The sequence below is a fragment of the Hymenobacter siberiensis genome (assembly GCF_018967845.1).
GTDB classification, from domain to species: Bacteria; Bacteroidota; Bacteroidia; order Cytophagales; family Hymenobacteraceae; genus Hymenobacter; species Hymenobacter siberiensis.
Map to the genome: position 1 here is coordinate 3,044,458 of NZ_JAHLZZ010000001.1, position 17,208 is coordinate 3,061,665.

The 17,208-nt window shown below is 62.8% G+C and carries 15 protein-coding genes; 7 read left to right on the top strand and 8 right to left on the bottom strand.

The window, feature by feature from the left end:
• Window positions 1-12: 12 nt before the first annotated feature.
• Window positions 13-1,134, top strand: coding sequence for a TlpA disulfide reductase family protein (locus KQ661_RS13240; RefSeq protein WP_216727244.1), 1,122 nt, complete (start codon window positions 13-15; stop codon window positions 1,132-1,134).
• 175 nt (window positions 1,135-1,309) lie between these two features.
• Here the strand turns inward: KQ661_RS13240 and KQ661_RS13245 are convergent, their stop codons facing one another.
• The 5 genes from KQ661_RS13245 to KQ661_RS13265 all read right to left on the bottom strand — a co-directional run bounded on the left by KQ661_RS13245 (window position 1,310) and on the right by KQ661_RS13265 (window position 8,160).
• Window positions 1,310-2,041, bottom strand: coding sequence for a hypothetical protein (locus tag KQ661_RS13245; protein WP_216726189.1), 732 nt, complete (start codon window positions 2,039-2,041; stop codon window positions 1,310-1,312).
• 51 nt (window positions 2,042-2,092) lie between these two features.
• Entirely contained in the window at window positions 2,093-2,611 is a 519-nt protein-coding gene (locus tag KQ661_RS13250) for an acyl-CoA thioesterase (protein WP_216688790.1), read from the bottom strand.
• A gap of 152 nt (window positions 2,612-2,763) precedes the next feature.
• A complete protein-coding gene (locus KQ661_RS13255) occupies window positions 2,764-4,983 on the bottom strand; it encodes a M43 family zinc metalloprotease (protein ID WP_216727245.1) in 2,220 nt (739 codons plus the stop codon).
• A gap of 156 nt (window positions 4,984-5,139) precedes the next feature.
• Window positions 5,140-7,347, bottom strand: a complete 2,208-nt coding sequence (locus KQ661_RS13260; protein ID WP_216727246.1) for a M43 family zinc metalloprotease — start codon at window positions 7,345-7,347, stop codon at window positions 5,140-5,142.
• 150 nt (window positions 7,348-7,497) lie between these two features.
• The gene (locus tag KQ661_RS13265; protein ID WP_216690690.1) at window positions 7,498-8,160 is read right to left on the bottom strand and encodes a protein-L-isoaspartate(D-aspartate) O-methyltransferase; all 663 of its coding nucleotides are present in this window, start codon (window positions 8,158-8,160) and stop codon (window positions 7,498-7,500) included.
• Between the two features lie 195 nt (window positions 8,161-8,355).
• Here KQ661_RS13265 and KQ661_RS13270 point away from each other — a divergent pair, with 195 nt between their 5' ends.
• The 6 genes from KQ661_RS13270 (at window position 8,356) to KQ661_RS13295 (ending at window position 14,936) form a co-directional block, all read left to right on the top strand.
• On the top strand, window positions 8,356-9,741 hold the full coding sequence (locus KQ661_RS13270; protein ID WP_317196108.1) for a sugar transferase: 1,386 nt from the start codon (window positions 8,356-8,358) through the stop codon (window positions 9,739-9,741).
• A gap of 160 nt (window positions 9,742-9,901) precedes the next feature.
• Window positions 9,902-11,056, top strand: a complete 1,155-nt coding sequence (gene mnmA / locus KQ661_RS13275; protein ID WP_216690692.1) for a tRNA 2-thiouridine(34) synthase MnmA — start codon at window positions 9,902-9,904, stop codon at window positions 11,054-11,056.
• A gap of 134 nt (window positions 11,057-11,190) precedes the next feature.
• Window positions 11,191-12,000: a hypothetical protein gene (locus KQ661_RS13280; RefSeq protein WP_216688793.1), complete on the top strand. Its 810-nt coding sequence runs from the start codon at window positions 11,191-11,193 to the stop codon at window positions 11,998-12,000.
• A 45-nt stretch (window positions 12,001-12,045) separates the two neighbouring features.
• Window positions 12,046-13,743: a S8 family serine peptidase gene (locus KQ661_RS13285; RefSeq protein ID WP_216727247.1), complete on the top strand. Its 1,698-nt coding sequence runs from the start codon at window positions 12,046-12,048 to the stop codon at window positions 13,741-13,743.
• Window positions 13,744-13,886: 143 nt separating this feature from the next.
• Window positions 13,887-14,210, top strand: a complete 324-nt coding sequence (locus tag KQ661_RS13290) for a hypothetical protein (RefSeq protein ID WP_216688795.1) — start codon at window positions 13,887-13,889, stop codon at window positions 14,208-14,210.
• A 135-nt stretch (window positions 14,211-14,345) separates the two neighbouring features.
• Window positions 14,346-14,936 carry a riboflavin synthase gene (locus KQ661_RS13295; protein ID WP_216688796.1) on the top strand — a complete coding sequence of 197 codons (591 nt, stop codon included), beginning with the start codon at window positions 14,346-14,348 and terminating at the stop codon, window positions 14,934-14,936.
• A gap of 110 nt (window positions 14,937-15,046) precedes the next feature.
• Here KQ661_RS13295 and KQ661_RS13300 read toward each other — a convergent pair whose 3' ends face one another.
• Genes KQ661_RS13300 through hemF form a run of 3 tightly spaced genes read right to left on the bottom strand, consistent with a single transcriptional unit; the run spans window position 15,047 to window position 17,159 of the window.
• A complete protein-coding gene (locus tag KQ661_RS13300; RefSeq protein ID WP_216688797.1) occupies window positions 15,047-15,658 on the bottom strand; it encodes a flavodoxin family protein in 612 nt (203 codons plus the stop codon).
• A gap of 12 nt (window positions 15,659-15,670) precedes the next feature.
• A complete protein-coding gene (locus KQ661_RS13305) occupies window positions 15,671-16,249 on the bottom strand; it encodes a phosphatase PAP2 family protein (RefSeq protein WP_216688798.1) in 579 nt (192 codons plus the stop codon).
• Complete coding sequence (hemF, locus tag KQ661_RS13310) at window positions 16,242-17,159, bottom strand: oxygen-dependent coproporphyrinogen oxidase (RefSeq protein WP_216727248.1); 918 nt, start codon at window positions 17,157-17,159, stop codon at window positions 16,242-16,244. Before hemF ends, KQ661_RS13305 begins: the two co-directional genes overlap by 8 nt.
• Between the last annotated feature and the right edge of the window lie 49 nt (window positions 17,160-17,208).

Sequence of the window (17,208 nt, forward strand, 5' to 3'; positions counted from 1 at the left end):
ATGCCTCACCCAATGATAAAATCTGTTTTCCTGGCTGCCACCGTGCTGGGCATGGCCAACGCCTGCCAGAATGCCGCCGCCGCCGATGGCTACGAGATTTCGGGCCAGCTGAAAAACGCCCCGGCCGGTACCGTGCTGCACCTTTCGGAGCTCAACTCCAACCAGTTTGTAGAGAAGGTCACCGCCAAAACCGATGCCGCCGGTAAGTTTACCCTGAAAGGTGCCACCGCGACCCCCGGTATCTACCAGCTCAAGCTGGACGATGCCAACCAGGTGCTGCTGCTGCTCGATAATAAAACCCGCGTAGAGCTCAGCGGCGACGCCAAAAGCCTGCCCACCACCTACAGCGTAAAGGGCAGCAAAGATGCCGAAGTACTGCGCCAGCTCACGCAGGTGATGGAGGGCAGCAAGGGCCAGCTTGAAGACATCAGCAAGCGCTACGGCGCGGCCGGGCAGGCCGGCAAAACCGAGGAGATGAAGGCCATCGAGAAGGAGTATTACGCCATTCAGGGCAGTAATACGGCCAAGATTAAGGCCCTTGTCCGGCGCAACGTGACGTCTGTAGTGGGCGGCTTTGCGGTGGGCGCTTTCATCAATCCCGAAGAGGAGTTCATGTTTGCCGACTCCGTGGCAACCATTCAGCGCAAGGCCAACCCCAATTCGCCCTTCACCAAGGAGCTCACGGCCCGCCTCGAGCCGATGCGCGCCACCGCCCAGGGCGCCATGGCCCCCGAAATCAACCTGCCCCAGCCCGACGGCTCCAAGCTGGCCTTGAGCAGCCTGCGTGGCAAATACGTCCTTATTGATTTCTGGGCGAGCTGGTGCGGCCCCTGCCGCCAGGAAAACCCCAACGTGGTACGTTCCTACAACCAGTTCAAGGACAAGGGCAAAGGCTTTACCATCTACTCCGTATCGCTGGACCAGGAGAAGGGCAAGTGGGAAAAAGCCATTGCCACCGACGGCCTCACCTGGCACCACGTTTCGGACCTGGCCGGCTGGCAAAGCGTAGCCGGCGCGGCCTACGGCGTGAAGGCTATCCCGCAGTCGTTCCTGATTGACCCGCAGGGGAAAATCATCGCCAAAAACCTGCGCGGCGAAGCCCTGTCGGCCAAGCTGGCTGAGGTGCTGAAATAGGCATATTAGCAACCAACAAAAACGGCCCGTCTGATTTCAGACGGGCCGTTTTTGTTGGACCAGGGGTAGGATTCGAACCGCCGGAGGAACCGCTAAAAGCTTCCTCCGGCGGGCTTACGCACGACGGCAATCTCCACTCTGCCACCTTGGTCTTTAGTTGAAAATAAAACAGAAATCACCCCAGAAACATGCGCTGCAAGCCGGGCCAAAGGCGCTTTTTCAGGCTGACATCGTACTCCACCAAATCGACGGTAGCCGATGCGAGATAGGAGAGGCCCAAGCTGGGAAACTGCACCGGCTCGTAAATCTGGGTGTTGCGGATAGTGGTATCGAGCAGGTTTTTGCCGAAGGCCACGATGCGCGTGGCGGCCAGCTCCCGGCGCAGGTTCACCAGCGCCACGGGCAGGTCCGACTCTACGTTCACCAGCAGCACGTCGGCCATCACTAGGCTCAGGGCCTGAAGCATCTTGTTTAGAAACACGTTGCGGTGCATCTTGAGAAACTGGTCCGACGGCAGGCGGAACAGCAGGATTACGCCCTGCGCATTATCGCCCATCACCGTGAACGGCGTGCGCATAACCGGCGGCACGGCCGAAGCAGCCGGGGCCGGGCGCGGTGTTTCCGGCGCGGGCGGCCCCGCCGCCGCTACCGGGTGCAGGGCGCTGGACGTGAGCCGCTCCAGGCCGGCCGAGGGCTTACTGTAAGCCATGGGCGGCATGCTGGAGGTGCGGGTTGGCGCGGGCGGCTCGGGTTTTGGGGCCGGCGGTGGCGCGAGCGCGGGCTGGGCGGCAACTGCCGGCGCAATCGGCGCGGCGGCAACGGGCGCTTCGGCAGCCGGCTCGGCGGGCACGTAGAGCGTCACATCAGTGTAGAAGTTTTGCAGAAAGGCCAGCTTTTCGGCAGACATGGCGCGGTGGTTGGGGTGAGAAAAAACAAGCTGATTGGGCAATTATGCCCGCTATTTCAAATCGAAGAGGGCTTTGAGCTCCTGGGCTTCGGCGGGCTGCATGCGGCCGGCCAGCACCAGGCGCAGTTGCCGGCGGCGCAGAGCCCCGTCGAAAAGCCGGATTTCCTCCTCGGTTTCGGGCACGGCATCGGGTACGTCGATGGGCCGGCCGCTCTGGTCCACGGCCACGAAGGTGAAAAACGCTTCGTTGGTTTTGAGCTTGGTGCCGTTGGGAATGTCCTCGGCCCACACATCGATGTGCACTTCCATGCTGGAGTTGAATGCGCGCGTCACCTGGGCCTGGAGCGTGACCACGTTACCCAGCCGGATGCTGTCGCGGAACGACACGTTATCGACCGAAGCCGTGACCACGATGCGATTGGAGTGCTTCTGGGCCGCAATGGCGGCGGCAATGTCCATGAGGTGCATCATGCGCCCCCCCATGAGGTTGTTGAGGGTGTTGGTATCGTTGGGCAGTACCAGCTCGGTCATGATGACGAACGAGTCGGAAACGGGTTTTTGCTTGCGCATGGAGAAAAAGTAAAACGGCCTGCAGGAGGCTGAAAATAGTGGCATAAAGGTACGGCCTGCAGGACGCGAAGGCCTGCGGGTAGGCCCAAAAAATACCCCGTCCGATTTCGGACGGGGTATTTTGAATCAGCAAGAAGCTGCCGGGCGCGGGACTATTCCACGTTGAGCTTGCTAGTGAAGGTTTCGCCATCGAGCGAGATGTGCACCACGTACATACCAGCCTTGAGGGTCTGGCCGCCGCTTTGTAGCGATACGCTCTGCTGGCCGGCGCCATACATTTTGGCGGGCAGCGATACCACGTTGCGACCCAGCACGTCGGTCAGGCGCACCTGCACCTGCGTGGCGGTCGTGAGGTTGAGGTGCACAGCCGTTTCGTTGGTCATCGGGTTGGGGTACACGCTGATGCCGCGGCTGGCCAGGGCATCGGCCTTGGTAGCCAGCGGGCCGGCAATGCGCAGGTTATCGAAGTAGAAGTTGTTGCCGGCGGTGGTGCCGTTCACCATCTGGAAGCGCACTTTGAACAAGCCGCTGCCCTGGAACTGGGCCGGAATGGCCACCGTGGTGGTCTGCCAGCTGGCGCTGCTGGTGGGCACGTAACCGTCGATGGGGGTGAGGCCCTGGGTGGTGAGCGCCGTGACGTCGAGCACGGTGGGCGTCGACCAGGTTACGCCGCAGTCGCTGCTGAACGAAATGCGCAGCTGCTCGTTGCTGGCAATCGTGCGCAGGGCAAAGGCCCGCGAGAAGCTCAGCGAAGCCGGGCGGGGCACCGAGGCCAGGTTGATGTTGGGCGTGATGAGCTGGGAGGTAGCACCCACCGGAATCACCCGGTCCTGCACAATGAGGTAGCCGGTGCCGGTGGCGGCGGGCACGTTGGCCTGCCGTACCCAGCGGTAGTTTGGGGCCGCAACCCCGGTGCTGGTAAAGCCCGAAGTGATGTAGTTGCGCAGGGTGGGGTCGGCAAACAAGTTCGGGAAGTTGGCATCTTCAAACGACTCCGCGTAGGGGGCCACTTCGCCGCCCGTCGGGCCTTCTACCCGAATGTAGTTGGTCACGCTGCTGGTGCTGCTACCCGAGGTGTTGCTTACCGTTTCTGTTACGGGGTAGAAGCCGGCCGCCGCGTACGATACCGAAACCGAAGCTCCGGTTGCCGTAGCAGGCGTGCCGCCGGGGAACGACCAGGCGTAGGTGATTGCACCGCCGCCCGACGAGAAGTTGTAGGAGTAGTCGTTCAGCGTGACGGGCGTGTTGATGCACACGCTGGTGCTCACGCCGGCGGCGGGGGCAAAAGCGGCCACGGGGGCGCAGCTGGCGGGGGCGATGTAGCCGTCGTTGGTGCCGGTGGCCACCAGGTTGGCCTGGGTGGTGAGACCGGTACGCTCGGGGCGCAGGGCCAGCACGTTGCGCATCAGGGTCTTCTGGCCCTGCGTGAACATGGTGGGGCACGACGCGTAGTCCATGATATTCTGCACGTTGGCCAGAATGCGCTGGCCGGTAGCCGGGTCGGTGCAGGGCGAGTACGTCAGGTCGCAGTTGAAGGTGCCGTCGGTGGTGGGGGTATCGGCCACGCCGTCGTCGCCGCTGCAGTTGCCGGTGCCGGGGTTGTTGGTCTGGCCCCAGGGGTGGCTCAGGCCGAAGTAGTGGCCGATTTCGTGGGTGGCGGTGCGGCTCTGGGCGCGGGCGGGCGAGCTGGTGCCCTGGTTGCCGAACCAGTCGCCACGGGCCACAAAGCCGTCGCGCTGGGCCGTGGAGTTCTGCGGCAGGTTGGAGTAGCCTAGCACAATGCCGCCCCCCGACGTGGACGTACCGATGCTGCTCACAATCCAGATGTTGAGGTAGCGCTGACGGTCCCAGATAACCAGGGACTGCACCGAACCGCTCTGGTCGTCATTAATCAGGCTGGGGGCGTAGTGGCGGGTGATGCCTGTGGTGCAGTTGCCGTTGGGGTCCTTCTTGGCCAGCCGAAACCGGAAGCCGATGGAGGCCGCGCGCGCCCGGAAAACCGGTACCGTGTTGGCCGTATCCGGGTTCAGCTTCTGGTAGTCGGTATTGAGCTGGTCGATGGCGCTGTTAATCTGCCGGTCGCTGATGTTCTCAGGGCCGCCGGCATGAATGATGTGCACGACCACGGGAATGGTCACATCGGTTACGTACGACACTCGGTTTTGCTGCGTGGCGGCCAGCGCTTCCATCTGCTTGTACATGGCGCGCTGGGCTTCGCGGGCACCGGGGTGCTCGGCGAAGTAGCGCTCCTGCTCGGCCACGGCCCCGCACCAGTTGGGGCTGCGTTCGCTAATTAAGTTTTGGGCGCTGGCACGCAGTCCCGTCAGGGCCAATGCCAGGGTCAGCGCCGTGGGTAATAGTTTTTTCAACATGAGAAAATTTAGGAGAAAGCGTAGGTTTATTAGAAAAGAGGGGAGAAAACGTGCGGCTGGGGCCACATAAAAAAACAAGCCGATGACTGGACTTTCAAATTTACCTAAAAACCCTGAATCCAACACGTTCCAGTGGTAGAACGGGTGAGTTATTAATTAGGGGATTACGATTTTGCTGGTCGAACGCCCAACGCTGGTTCGCAGTTCAACCAGATAAATGCCGGGGGCCGGGCGGGCCGCTCCGGTCGGCAGCAGCGGCAGCGTTTGCAGGCCGGCCCGGCCGGTAGCCCGCGTAGCCGCGCCCACCGGTCGACCCAGCAAGTCGGTCAGCCGCAGCTCAACCGGGCCGGGAACGGCCAGGGTAAACTCCACCACCGATTCGGCGGTGAGCGGGTTGGGGTACACCCGTGCCGGCAGGCTGCCGGCCCTCAGGCGCGTGGCCAGGAGCGGCGCCGCCCCCACAGCCAGGTGGTCGAGGTAGAAGTAGTTGCCGCCGTTGCTCTGCAATGTGAGGCGCACCTGGAAGTGGCCGGTCAGGTAGCCGGCCGGGATATCTACCCGCAGGCTTTTCCACTCCGAAGCGGCCAGCGGCGTGTAGCCGTAGGTGCGCAGCGTGTCGCGGGTATTAAGTACGAGCGAGAAGAAGCTGCGCTGCGTGGCCCAGGTCTGGCCGCAGTCGTTGCTGAACTGCACAGCCAGCGACTCATTGGCTTGGCCCGCCCGCAGGGCGTAGGCCCGGTCGAAGGTCACGGCCGGCTGGTCGGCCACCGTGAGGCCGCTCAGGTTGATGTTGGGCGAGGTAAGCATGGTCTGGGTGCCGGCCGTCAGCACCGAGCTGGCCACCAGCACGCAGGCCGCGCCGTCGCTCACGGTTAGGCCGCCGGGCGAGCCGGCCCGCCGAATCCACCGCGCCGCCGTCGAGGCAGTGTTCGAGGAATTAGTCCAGTTGCGCAGGTCGGGGGCCGTGAAGTTGGCCGGAAAGCCGGCGGCTTCAAACGACTCCGCTACCGCGCCCACCAGGGCAGAGCCAGGCCCCACTACCTGCACCAGGCCCGTGCGCGTGGTCATGCCCATGGCGCCGCCGGCCGTCACGGCCAGCGTGGCGTTGTACAGGCCGCCCGTGGGGTACGTCACCACCGGGTTGCGCAGGGTAGAAGTGCCGGGCACGCCGCCCGGAAACTGCCACGCGTAGGTAGCCGCCGTCAGGCTGGCGTTGTAGGAATAATCGGTAAAAGTCACCGTCGAGCCATCGCAGACGGTGGTGGCCGAGGACTGGAACGCCACTATCGGGGCGCAGTTGGGGGCCGCGTAGCCATCGTTGGTGCCGGTGGCCAGCAGGTTGGCGGCGCTGGTGAGCACCTGCCGGCAGCTCAGCTGCAGCGAGGCGCGCATCACGGCGCGCTGGCCCAGCGTGAACATCCGCGTGCACGAGGAATAGTCCATGTAGTTTTGCACGTTGGCCAGCGGGCCGCAGGGGTTGAAGCTGGTGAGCACCGTGCCCGTACCGTAGGCCGCCGAGCAGCTGGTTTGCGAGCCCGTGGTATTGGGCGTGTCGGCAATGCCGTCGTCGAGGCTGCAATTGCTGGCCAGGCCCGGCGTGTTGCTGCCGCCCCAGGTATGGGGCAGGCCAAAGTAATGGCCGATTTCGTGGGTGAGGGAGCGCACCGCTAGGTTGCTGCCGCCAGATGTGCCAACGCTGCCAAACTGAGCATTCCGAATCACAATGCCATCGGCCGCGCCGCCCGAGCACGGCAGGTAGGCGTAGCCGCCGGCCCCGTTGGCGCTGGTGCACACCCAGATGTTGAGGTACTTATCCTGCGGCCAGGTAATCAGGCTTTTCACCCGGTCGTCGCCAATGTTGGTATCCGTCGAATACGTGCGGGTGATGCCCGTGGTGCAGTTGCCGCTGGGGTCGCGGCGGGCCAGCTTCATCCGAAAGCCAATGTTGGCATACAGCGCCTGGAAGGCCGGAATCACGTCGGCCGTATCGCGGTTGGTTTTGCTGTAGTCTTCGTTAATAACCCGGAGGGCATCATTCACCTGCGCGTCCGAAATATTATTGCTGCCGCCGGTGTGGATGATGTGAATCACCACGGGCACCGTCACGTCGGGGGTGGCCAGCAGGCGCGCCTGGGTGGCGGTGGGCATGCGGGCCACGTCCTGCAGAAAGGCGCGGTAGGCGGCGGCCGCGCCCGGCTGCCGCGCAAACGCCGCCTGCTGGGCGCTGTCGAACGCGCAGCGGTAGCCGGTTTGGTGCTCGGGGTATTGGCGCACCACGCCTTCGGGCGTTTGGGCCAGGGCCACGAAGCCACCGCCGAGGGCAAAGGCCACAGCCAGCAGCCCACTTGTAAAAGAGCGTAACATTTTTATCATAAGCAGAAAATTGGAGAAGCGGGAAAGCGGGGGTGAGAAAAAAATACCCCCGGCGACCTTGCCGCTGGGGGAGCAAGAGCGCCGGGGAATAATCGCAGGCAAATTACACCCGGGAAACTGGGAAAAGAACGAAGCGAACTCCTACGAGCGCCAGCCCCCGGCCCCGAGCAGCGGCACGAACCGGAACTCCTCAAATTCTTCGCGCACAAAGGCCTCGGCCCCTTCGCGGGTCACGCGCACCATGCGTTGGGTTTGGCTGTCGCCCACGGGTATCACGAGGCGGCCACCCACGCGCAGCTGGCGCAGCAGGGCCGGGGGCAGCCCCGGCGCACCGGCCGTAACGAGGATGGCATCGAACGGGGCGCGGTCGGGCAGGCCCACCGAGCCGTCGCCGCAATGCAGCCCGGCCCCGCCGGCCCCCAGTGTAGCCAGCAGCTGCCGGGTGCGGGCAAACAGCACTTCGTTAAACTCTATGCTGTCGACGTGGGGCGTGAGCTGGAGCAGCACGGCGCACTGGTAGCCCGAGCCGGTACCCACTTCCAGTACCCGGTCGGTGGGCTGCAGGTTGAGCAGCTGGGTCTGGTAAGCCACGGTGTAGGGCTGTGAAATCGTCTGGCCCTCGCCAATGGGAAACGCCTTGTCCTGGTAGGCGTGGGCCTCGAAGGCGGGCGCAAAAAAGAGGTGACGCGGCACGGTAGCCAGGGCCTGCAGCACCCGTTCGTCGTGAATGCCGCGCAGCCGCAGCTCGCGGGCCAGCGCCCGCCGCTGTCCCTGGTGGCGATATGAATCCTGAAGCGGTGAGATGATAAAAGACTGAAAAAAATGAATAAAAGCCGGACGTAGGGGTCCGGAGGCACATTTGCCAACCCAAAAAGAAGCCGCCGGACAACTACCGGCTTTCCCTACCTTTGCCGGGAGCGGTATGTCTCCACAGGCCGCGAAAATACTACCCCGCCCACCGTTTTGCAGTTAATTCGTCGCTTTCAATATATCAAGCTAGTGGCCGCCGATTTTGGCGCGGCGCTGTTTGCCTGGATGTGTTTTTATCTCGTGCGCAAATATTTGCTCAACGAGCTGACCGGCTATCACTTCACCGAAGGCGTGCTGTTTGACCTCACCGGGTCGGCCATATTCATCGCCATCTTCTGGACGGTGCTTTACACGCTGGTGGGCGAGTACCGCGACATTTACCGCAAGTCGCGCCTCGGCGAAATTCTGCGGCTGGCCCGCGTGGCCATGCTGGGCGCAGTGGTTATCTTCTTCACCCTGTTGCTCGACGACCAGGGCGTGGTGAACTACCGAGCTTACTACAAGACATTTACGGCCTACTACCTGCTGCATTTTTTCATCACGGCCATTTTGCGCACCTTAGCTGTGAGCAGCGTGCAGCGCCAGATTCGCAAGCAGCGGATTTTCTTCCCCACGCTGTTGGTGGGCTCCAATGCCCTGGCCTTGAACACGTTTTATGAGCTCTCGCGCACCAGCCGGCACCTGGGTCTGCGCCTGGTGGGCTTTGCGCCGGTGGGCGATACCATTGATGAGACCCTGGCCGCCGAGCTGCCCGCGCGGGGCTCCTACCAGCGCCTGCCGGCCCTGGTGCGCGCCCTCAAAATCGAGCAGATTGTCATTGCCATCGAGCCCAGCGAGCACCTGCTCATTCAGGATATTCTGGCCCTGCTGGAGGGCACGCCGGCCCGCGTGAGCATCCTGCCCGACCTGTACCAAATGCTGCTGGGCTCGGTGAAAGTCAATCACTTATTCGGCACGCCGCTCATCGAAATCAAGCAGGACCTGCTGCCCGTGTGGCAGGTGGTGCTCAAGCGGGTGATTGATGTGGTGGGCTCGGCGCTGTTTATGCTGCTGGCCTGCTGGGTCTACGCCTTCACGGCCGTCATGGTGAAGCTGTCGTCGCCCGGGCCGGTATTTTACCGGCAGGAGCGCATCGGGCGCGACGGCCACCCGTTCCGCATCATCAAGTTCCGGTCGATGTTCACCGATGCCGAGAAAATGGGCCCGGCCCTGAGCTCCGACCACGACCCGCGCATCACCAAGTGGGGCCGTTTCATGCGCAAGGTGCGCCTCGACGAGCTGCCCCAGTTCTGGAACGTGCTGAAAGGCGATATGAGCATCGTAGGCCCGCGCCCGGAACGCCAGTTTTTCATCGACCAGATTGTGAAAATAGCGCCCCACTACCGGCACCTGCACCGCGTGCGCCCGGGCCTCACCTCGCTGGGTCAGGTAAAATATGGCTACGCCGAAACCGTGGCCCAGATGGTGGAGCGGCTCAAATTCGACATTCTCTACATCGAGAACATGAGCCTGGCCATGGATTTTCGGGTGCTGCTCTACACGCTCAAGATTATTGTGGAAGGGCGGGGGAAGTAAGGTGAGGTGTGAACTGGTGAGTTTGATGTTTGGACTGCGCTAAATGCGCAATTGGAACATCAAACTCACCAGTTCACACCTCACCATCTCACCGCTCGTACCTTTGTAGTTGCCGGCCGGAACCTTTCAAGCTCCGGGTGAATTGCAAACCACTATGAATATCGAAGTAAAAGGAAGAGTCCTCGTCGCGATGAGCGGCGGAATTGATAGCAGCGTGGCCGCCGTGCTCCTGCACGAGCAAGGCTATGAAGTGGTGGGGATGACCATGAAAACCTGGGATTACGCCAGCGCCGGCGGCTCCAAAAAGGAAACCGGCTGCTGCTCGCTCGACAGCATCAACGACGCCCGCGACATTGCCGTGCAGCTCGGCTTTCCGCACTATATCATCGATATCCGCAACGAGTTCGGCGATTTCGTGATTGATAACTTCACCGAAGAATACCTGGCCGGCCGCACGCCCAACCCCTGCGTGCTCTGCAACACGCACATTAAGTGGGATGCCCTGCTGCGCCGCGCCGACCAGCTCGGCTGCGAGTTCATTGCCACGGGCCACTACGCCAATATCCGCAAGGATGCCGAAACCGGCCGCTTCGTGGTGAGCAAAGGCCTCGACGAAAACAAGGACCAAAGCTATGCCCTCTGGGGCGTGAGCCAGGCGAGCCTGAGCCGCACGCTGTTTCCGCTGGGCGGCATGCGCAAAACCGAAATTTATGACGAAGCCCGCCGGCGCGGCTTCACCGAGCTGGTGAACAAGCCCGAGAGCTACGAAATCTGCTTCATTCCCGACAACGACTACCGGGGCTTCCTGCGCCGCCGCGTGCCGGGCCTGGAGGCGCGCGTGGCCGGCGGCAACTTCGTGACCAAAAACGGCCGCGTTATCGGCAAGCACGAGGGCTATCCGTTCTACACCATCGGACAGCGCAAGGGGCTGGGCGTGGCCCTGGGCTACCCCGCGTTCGTGCTCGAAATTCGCCCCGATACCAATGAGGTGGTGCTGGGCAACTACGAAGAGCTGGCCAGTACGGCTACCGTGGTGGGCAAGCTCAACATGGGCAAAGAAGCCACCCTGCTGGGGCGTGGCCTGGTGCCAGCCGTGGTGAAAGTGCGCTACAACCACGACGGTGCAGCGGCTTTCCTGGAAGAAGTGGATGGCAAAATCCGCGTGTACTTCGAGGAGCCCGTGCACGCCATTACGCCCGGGCAGGCTGCTGTGTTCTACGACGGCAACGACGTGCTGGGCGGCGGCTGGATTGAGCGCCACGTCATCGGCGAATTCCCCTTACCTTTTGCCGCCACGGCCACCGCTGGCCTCTAAGTAGTCAGTCATCAGTAATCGGTAGTCAGACAGAAATCAATTGACTGATTTTTAAACAGCTGAAATCTGATTGCTGACTACTTATTACTAACTACCTACTTATTTCCTTTCTAATCACCCGCTGCGCACTGCTCATGCAACGACTGTTTTCTTCCTGGAATTTGCCGGTGGCTACCCGCCGGGCTGGTCTGGCCTTGGCTGCGGGTGCCCTGGCAATGGGTTTCGGCGGCTGCAAAAATACGGTGGAGGCCCTGCCCGATGCGGGCCTGGGCTACTACCCGGTGGCCGTGGGCAACTACTGGATTTACGCCGTATCTGACACTACCTGGAGCCGGGCCAACGGCCAGGGCTCTCAGGTTACGCTCAGCGTGCCCACAGTTAGTGCTTTCCAATTTAAGGAAACCATTGCCAGCGCATTCGCCGATGCGGCCGGCAAAACATCCTACCGGCTGGTGCGCTCCAAGCGCCTGACGGCCGCCGCCGCCTGGGTCGACGACAGCGTGTTCACCCTGAGCCCGTCGGCGCAGTCGGTCATTCTCAACCGCGACAACCGGCGCACGCTGGAGCTAATATTTCCGGTGCGCGAAGGCCGCCTCTGGAATTTCAACGCCTACAACAACAATTCCGCAGATACGGTGACGGCCGAAACCCGCCGCTACCGCCGCGTGGGGGAGCCGTTCAGCACCGCCGCCAATGGTACCTCGAAAACCTACCCGGCCACGGCCACTACCACCAACGAGGGCCTGGCCCAGGCCGACGACGCTTACTATGTGAACACCTACCAGCAGGTGTTCGCGAAAGGCGTGGGGCCGGTATTCCGACGGAAGAGACGCTTTTCCAACTTCTATTATGTCGGTTCCGGGGGCAATGTCGTCTTCGTGCCCAAGTCATACACTTTCGGCTATTCGCGCCGCGAAACCCTGATTGAATACAAAGTGAATTAAGCCACCCGCGGCTGATTTTATTCCCCTCGCTGTTCCTCGCAACCTATGGTGCCACTTTCGTTCAAATGGGTAAGCCTGGCCTTGGTGGCCGGCGCGCTGAACGCCCTGGCCGCCGCTCCGGCGGCGGCGCAAGGCACTGTGCGCCGCCATCTGGTGTATTTTCGGGATAAGGCGGGTACGCCCTTTTCGGTGGCGCAGCCGCAAGCGTTTCTGTCGGCCCGGTCGCTGGCGCGGCGCACCCGGCAGGGCATCGCCGTGCTGCCCCGCGACCTGCCCGTGAATCCCGCCTACGTGGCCCAGATTCGGGCCGTGAGTGGTGGGCCGCAGGTGCTCTACACGTCCCGCTGGTTCAACGCGGCCGTGGTTTCCTGTGATTCCCTCACGCTGACCCGCATTATGGCCCTGCCCAAGGTGAGCCGCGCCAGCACCCTCAACCGAAGCTACCGGGCACCGGCCCCGTTCACCACGCCCGCGCAGCTGCCCGAGCCGGCCGCCCGGGGCACCTTGGCCACCCGCGCCCTCTACGGCCCGGCCTACCGTCAGAACCAGCAGATTGGCGCGCTGGCCATGCACGATGCCGGTTTCCGGGGCGACGGCATGCAAATCGCCGTATTCGACGCCGGCTTTCCCGGTACCGATACTATTTCGGCTCTGCGCCCCCTGTTCCAGGAGCAGCGCCTGGCCAGCACCCGCAACTTTGTGGACGGCGGCACCAGCGTGTATGGCCGCAGCGACCACGGTACCAATTGCTTATCGACGATGGCGGCCAATAAGCCGGGCTTCTTTATTGGTACCGCGCCCAAGGCCACGTTCCACCTCTGCATCACGGAGGATGTGTATTCCGAGCATCCCATCGAAGAAGCCAACTGGCTGGCCGCCGCCGAATACGCCGACTCGGTGGGCGTGGACGTCATCAGCTCCTCGCTGGGCTACACGGATTTCGATGCGCCGTCGGTGTCCTACACCTACGCCGACCTGACCGGCCGCAACGCCATCAGCTCGCGGGCCGCTACCATGGCCGCCCGCGTGGGCATGCTGGTGGTGAGCGCCGCCGGCAACGAGGGCAACCACGCCTGGCGCTACGTTTCGGCCCCCGCCGATGCCGATTCCATTATGTCCGTTGGGGCCGTGGATTCGCTGGGTAACCACGCGCTTTTCAGCTCCTACGGCCCCACGGCTGATGGCCGCATCAAGCCCACGCTGTCGGCCATGGGGCAGGCCACGGCGGTACTCTCGCCCAATGGCGGCGCTTACCGGGGCAATGGCACCTCCTTTGCTTGTCCCGTGCTGGCGGGCATGGCGGCCGGCTTCTGGCAGGCCAATCCCACGCTCACGGCCCAGCATGTGATTGTGGCCCTGCGCAGCACCGCCACCCAGGCCATTGCTCCCGATAACACGCTGGGCTACGGCATTCCGAATTTTGTGATGGCCTATAATGCCCTGCATCCCATGGCTCCGCTGGCCACCAGTCCGGCGGCGACCGGTGCCACCGATGCCCTCCGCCTGTACCCCAACCCCATTGGGAGCGGCCTGCTCACGCTGGTGCTGCCGGCTGCGCTGCGCGGCCAGCCGCTGAAGGTGCGCGTGCTCGACGCCCGGGGCGCGGTAGTGGCGCAACAGCAGCTGCCGGCCGCCGATGGCGACGAAGCATCGCTCCGCCTCGCGCCGCTGGCCAAAGGCAATTACAGCTGCGAAGTGAGCACGGGCAGCACCCGCCGCACGGTAAAATTTGTGCAGCAATAGGCAGATTCTCAGCTACTAAAAAAAGGTGCTTCGCGGCACCTTTTTTTGTGCGGTTTTCTCAGGATATCGACTTGTTTTTGAGGGTGATAATTCGTAATTTTAAAGCATTAATTAACCCCTTTTATTGCAGTAGAATGTTGCAAATGATGACGACTAAGCGCATCGGGCGCCGCCAGTTTCACTTTACCGTGCAGGGCAATAACTTTCACGAAACGGTGGCCGAATACGAGCGTTTGAGCTTCGCCGACGTGGCGGCCTGCGGCATCTGCGGGTCCGACAATCTGGACCTCACCAGCCGCGTGGCCCAGGGCAAGTTCAAGTACACTTCGGTGCGCTGCCTGGAGTGCCGGGCCGACGTAACCTTCGGCAAGCGGGAGGACGACGACCAGACTGTATTCCTGCGCAAAAAGACCGGCGGCCTGCCCGGTGAGCTCGACTGGCGGCCCTTCGAGAAAGGTGATAAATAAGCGCTGCGCATAACCCCGCCCCGTACCGGGCGGTTACAAGCAGAACGGCCCTACCGCGTGGTGGAGCCGTTCTTTGCATTATGGGCGCAGCATTGGCCTGCGCGAACTCCGAAAAACCGACTAAATCCGCGATTCATGTTTACTGGAATTATTGAAGCCCTGGGGACCATTACCGCCGTTGAAGACCAGGGCAGCAACCGCCATTTTACCGTGGCCTCGCCCTTTGCGGCGGAATTGAAAATCGACCAAAGCGTGGCTCATGACGGCGTGTGTCTCACCGTGGTAGCCGTGGACGCGGCGGCCGGTACTCACGTTGTCACGGCCATCGATGAAACCATGCGCGTGACCAACCTGAGCCAGTGGCAGCCCGGCCGCCACGTAAACCTGGAGCGCTGCCTGGCCGCCAACGGCCGCTTCGACGGCCACATCGTGCAGGGCCACGTCGATGCCACGGCTACTTGCCTGAGCGTGACCGACCAGGACGGCTCCTGGCTGTTCCGGTTTGGGCACGAAGCCGGTCCCGGCCGCCTAACCGTCGAGAAAGGGTCCATTTGCGTGAACGGCACCAGCCTCACCTGCTTCGAGAGCATCGATGCGGGTTTCACGGTGGCCATCATTCCCTATACCTACGAGCACACCAGCTTTCAGCAGTTGAAGGCTGGCGAAACGGTGAACCTGGAGTTCGACATCGTGGGTAAGTACGTGGCGAAGCTGCTAGGCCGGTAGGCGGGGGCAGGGCCTGAGGGTGTTGTCATTCCGCCGAAGGAGGAATCCAGGTGTACTCTTTAACGTACAGTTCTCAGGTTTCTCCTTTGGCTGAATGACAAGCTGCTGGTTTATTTGGGAGGGCAGCTGATTAGCTGGTCAACGGTCGGGCCGGTCGGGGCTGTGACTTCTGCCCCGGTGAAAAAAGATTTGGCTCGGTGCTGGGCCAGCCCATCTAATTGAATGTCATTAGGCCGTGAGCCGGTGCCGAACAGCAGACCGCCCCAGTGCATGTGCAGGTAGTTGGCCGTCAGGGTCAGCGAGTCTTCGAGGGGCTGGGCTTCGGCGCGTTCGCCGCTGCTCACGGTGATGGCCCACAGGGTCTTGCCCTTCATGCGCTCGCGAAAATTGATGCTTGGGGTGCGCAGCCAGGCACTCCAGTGGTCGAGGTACAGCTTGGCGGGCGCGGGCAGGCTGTACCAGTAGAGCGGGGCCACCAGCACCAGGTCGGTGGCATGGAGCGTGGCTTCGAGCAGCAGCTGGGCATTGCCGGTAGGCGGCTCGAATGAGCCACTGTGGCGCAGGTCCAAGAAGTCAGACAGGGGAAAATCGAGCAGGTGCCGCCATTGCTGCTCGGTGCCCGGGGGCAGCGGGTGCGCGGCGCAGTAGGCCAGCTGCTCGCTGTTGCCCAGCCGGCGGGTGCTGCACAGCAGGAAAAGAAAGCGCCGTTTTGAGTGGCTCATAGTAGAGGTGAATTACGCCTGGGCGGGCCACCAGCGCAGCATCCAGCGCCGGTAGGCCACGGCCGCCAGCCAGCCCATCAGCGCCCCTACGGCAGCTCCGCCCAGCACGTCGGTGGGGTAGTGAGCGCCAAGATACATGCGGCTGTAGGATAACAAGGCAAACCAGCCAAAAACCACGATTTTGAGCCCGCGAAAACGCCTCGGCGGCAGCACCACAGCCAGGAAAACCGCCAGCGCCATGGAATTAGCGGCGTGCGACGACAGGAAGCCGAATTGCCCGCCGCAGCCATCGGGCAGGTGCAGCAGGTGGGCCAGGGAGGCATCGTGGCAGGGGCGGGGCCGCCCGAAATACGGCTTGAACAGCCGGCTGGTGATGCTGTCGGCCAGGCCCACGGCGGCAATTACGAGTGGTAGCAGCAGGGCCGCCCGCCACCGGAAATGATACATCAGCCAGCCAATGAGCACGGCGTACACCGGGAACCAAACCAGGCGGTTGGAGGCAAAAGCCATCACTGCATCCAGCACGGGGTGGTGGGCGTGGTTGATGGCCAGTAGCAGCTGCCGGTCAAGGTATTGGATGGCTTCAAGCATCGGCCAGCCAGTCTACGCCCTTGCGGAGCCAGGCCAGGGTGCTGGCCTCGGGGGTGCCGGGGGCGGGCAGCGCGGGGTTGTAGGCCCAGCCGGTGCGCGGAGGCAGGCTCATGAGGATGGACTCGGTGCGGCCGCCGGTTTCGAGGCCGAAGCGCGTGCCCCGGTCGAAAGCCAGGTTGAATTCGGCATAGCGGGCGCGGCGCTGGCTTTGCCAGGCTTCTTCGCGCTCGGTGAAGGGCAGGGCGTGGTTTTCGGCCATGAGCTGGGTATAGAAGGGACCGAAAAGCTCGGCCACATCGCGCATAAAGGCGAATAATTCCTCAACGGTGCCGTCCTGGCCTATGGTCAGCCGGTCGTAGAAAATGCCGCCCACGCCGCGCGTTTCCTGGCGGTGCGGGAGGTAGAAATAGTCGTCGGCCCAGCGCGTGAACTTGGGGTAGTAAGCCGGGTTGTGGCGGTCGCACACGGCTTTCAGCTGCGCGTGGAAGCGGCGGGCCTGGGCTTCATCCACATAAATCGGGGTCAAGTCGATGCCGCCGCCAAACCAGGCTTCGCCGTTGCCGGCCTCAAAATACCGCACATTCATGTGGATGATGGGGATGCGCGGGCTGCGCGGGTGCAGCACCACGCTCACGCCAGTGGCGTAGAAATGCGGGTCGGGCATGTGCAGCTGCCGGGCGGCGGCCTCGCTCATCTCGCCCCACACGGCCGAAAACCCCACGCCGCCTTTTTCAAGGACAGCGCCGTGCTCCAGCACTTTGGAGCGGCCGCCGCCGCCGCCCTCGCGCTGCCAGGCATCGGTGAGAAAAGTGGCGGGGCCGCCGTCGGCGGTTTCGAGCTGCTGGCAGAGGCGAAGCTGGAAATCAGCCAGCCAGGCTTCAATTTCGGGGCGGATGGTGGGAGAGGGCATTGTGTGAGTTGGCAGTTAGGAGTTGGGAGTTAAGAGTTATGAATTAAAA

Bases quoted from the DNA above. Each gene is read 5' to 3' on its own strand.
- KQ661_RS13295 (WP_216688796.1), top strand. From the start codon at position 14,346: ATGTTTACTGGAATTATTGAAGCCCTGGGGACCATTACCGCCGTTGAA.
- KQ661_RS13280 (WP_216688793.1), top strand. From the start codon at position 11,191: ATGCAACGACTGTTTTCTTCCTGGAATTTGCCGGTGGCTACCCGCCGG.
- KQ661_RS13245 (WP_216726189.1), bottom strand. From the start codon at position 2,041: ATGTCTGCCGAAAAGCTGGCCTTTCTGCAAAACTTCTACACTGATGTG.
- KQ661_RS13290 (WP_216688795.1), top strand. From the start codon at position 13,887: ATGATGACGACTAAGCGCATCGGGCGCCGCCAGTTTCACTTTACCGTG.
- KQ661_RS13285 (WP_216727247.1), top strand. From the start codon at position 12,046: ATGGTGCCACTTTCGTTCAAATGGGTAAGCCTGGCCTTGGTGGCCGGC.
- hemF (WP_216727248.1), bottom strand. From the start codon at position 17,159: ATGCCCTCTCCCACCATCCGCCCCGAAATTGAAGCCTGGCTGGCTGAT.
- KQ661_RS13240 (WP_216727244.1), top strand. From the start codon at position 13: ATGATAAAATCTGTTTTCCTGGCTGCCACCGTGCTGGGCATGGCCAAC.
- KQ661_RS13300 (WP_216688797.1), bottom strand. From the start codon at position 15,658: ATGAGCCACTCAAAACGGCGCTTTCTTTTCCTGCTGTGCAGCACCCGC.
- KQ661_RS13305 (WP_216688798.1), bottom strand. From the start codon at position 16,249: ATGCTTGAAGCCATCCAATACCTTGACCGGCAGCTGCTACTGGCCATC.
- KQ661_RS13260 (WP_216727246.1), bottom strand. From the start codon at position 7,347: ATGTTACGCTCTTTTACAAGTGGGCTGCTGGCTGTGGCCTTTGCCCTC.
- KQ661_RS13250 (WP_216688790.1), bottom strand. From the start codon at position 2,611: ATGCGCAAGCAAAAACCCGTTTCCGACTCGTTCGTCATCATGACCGAG.
- KQ661_RS13255 (WP_216727245.1), bottom strand. From the start codon at position 4,983: ATGTTGAAAAAACTATTACCCACGGCGCTGACCCTGGCATTGGCCCTG.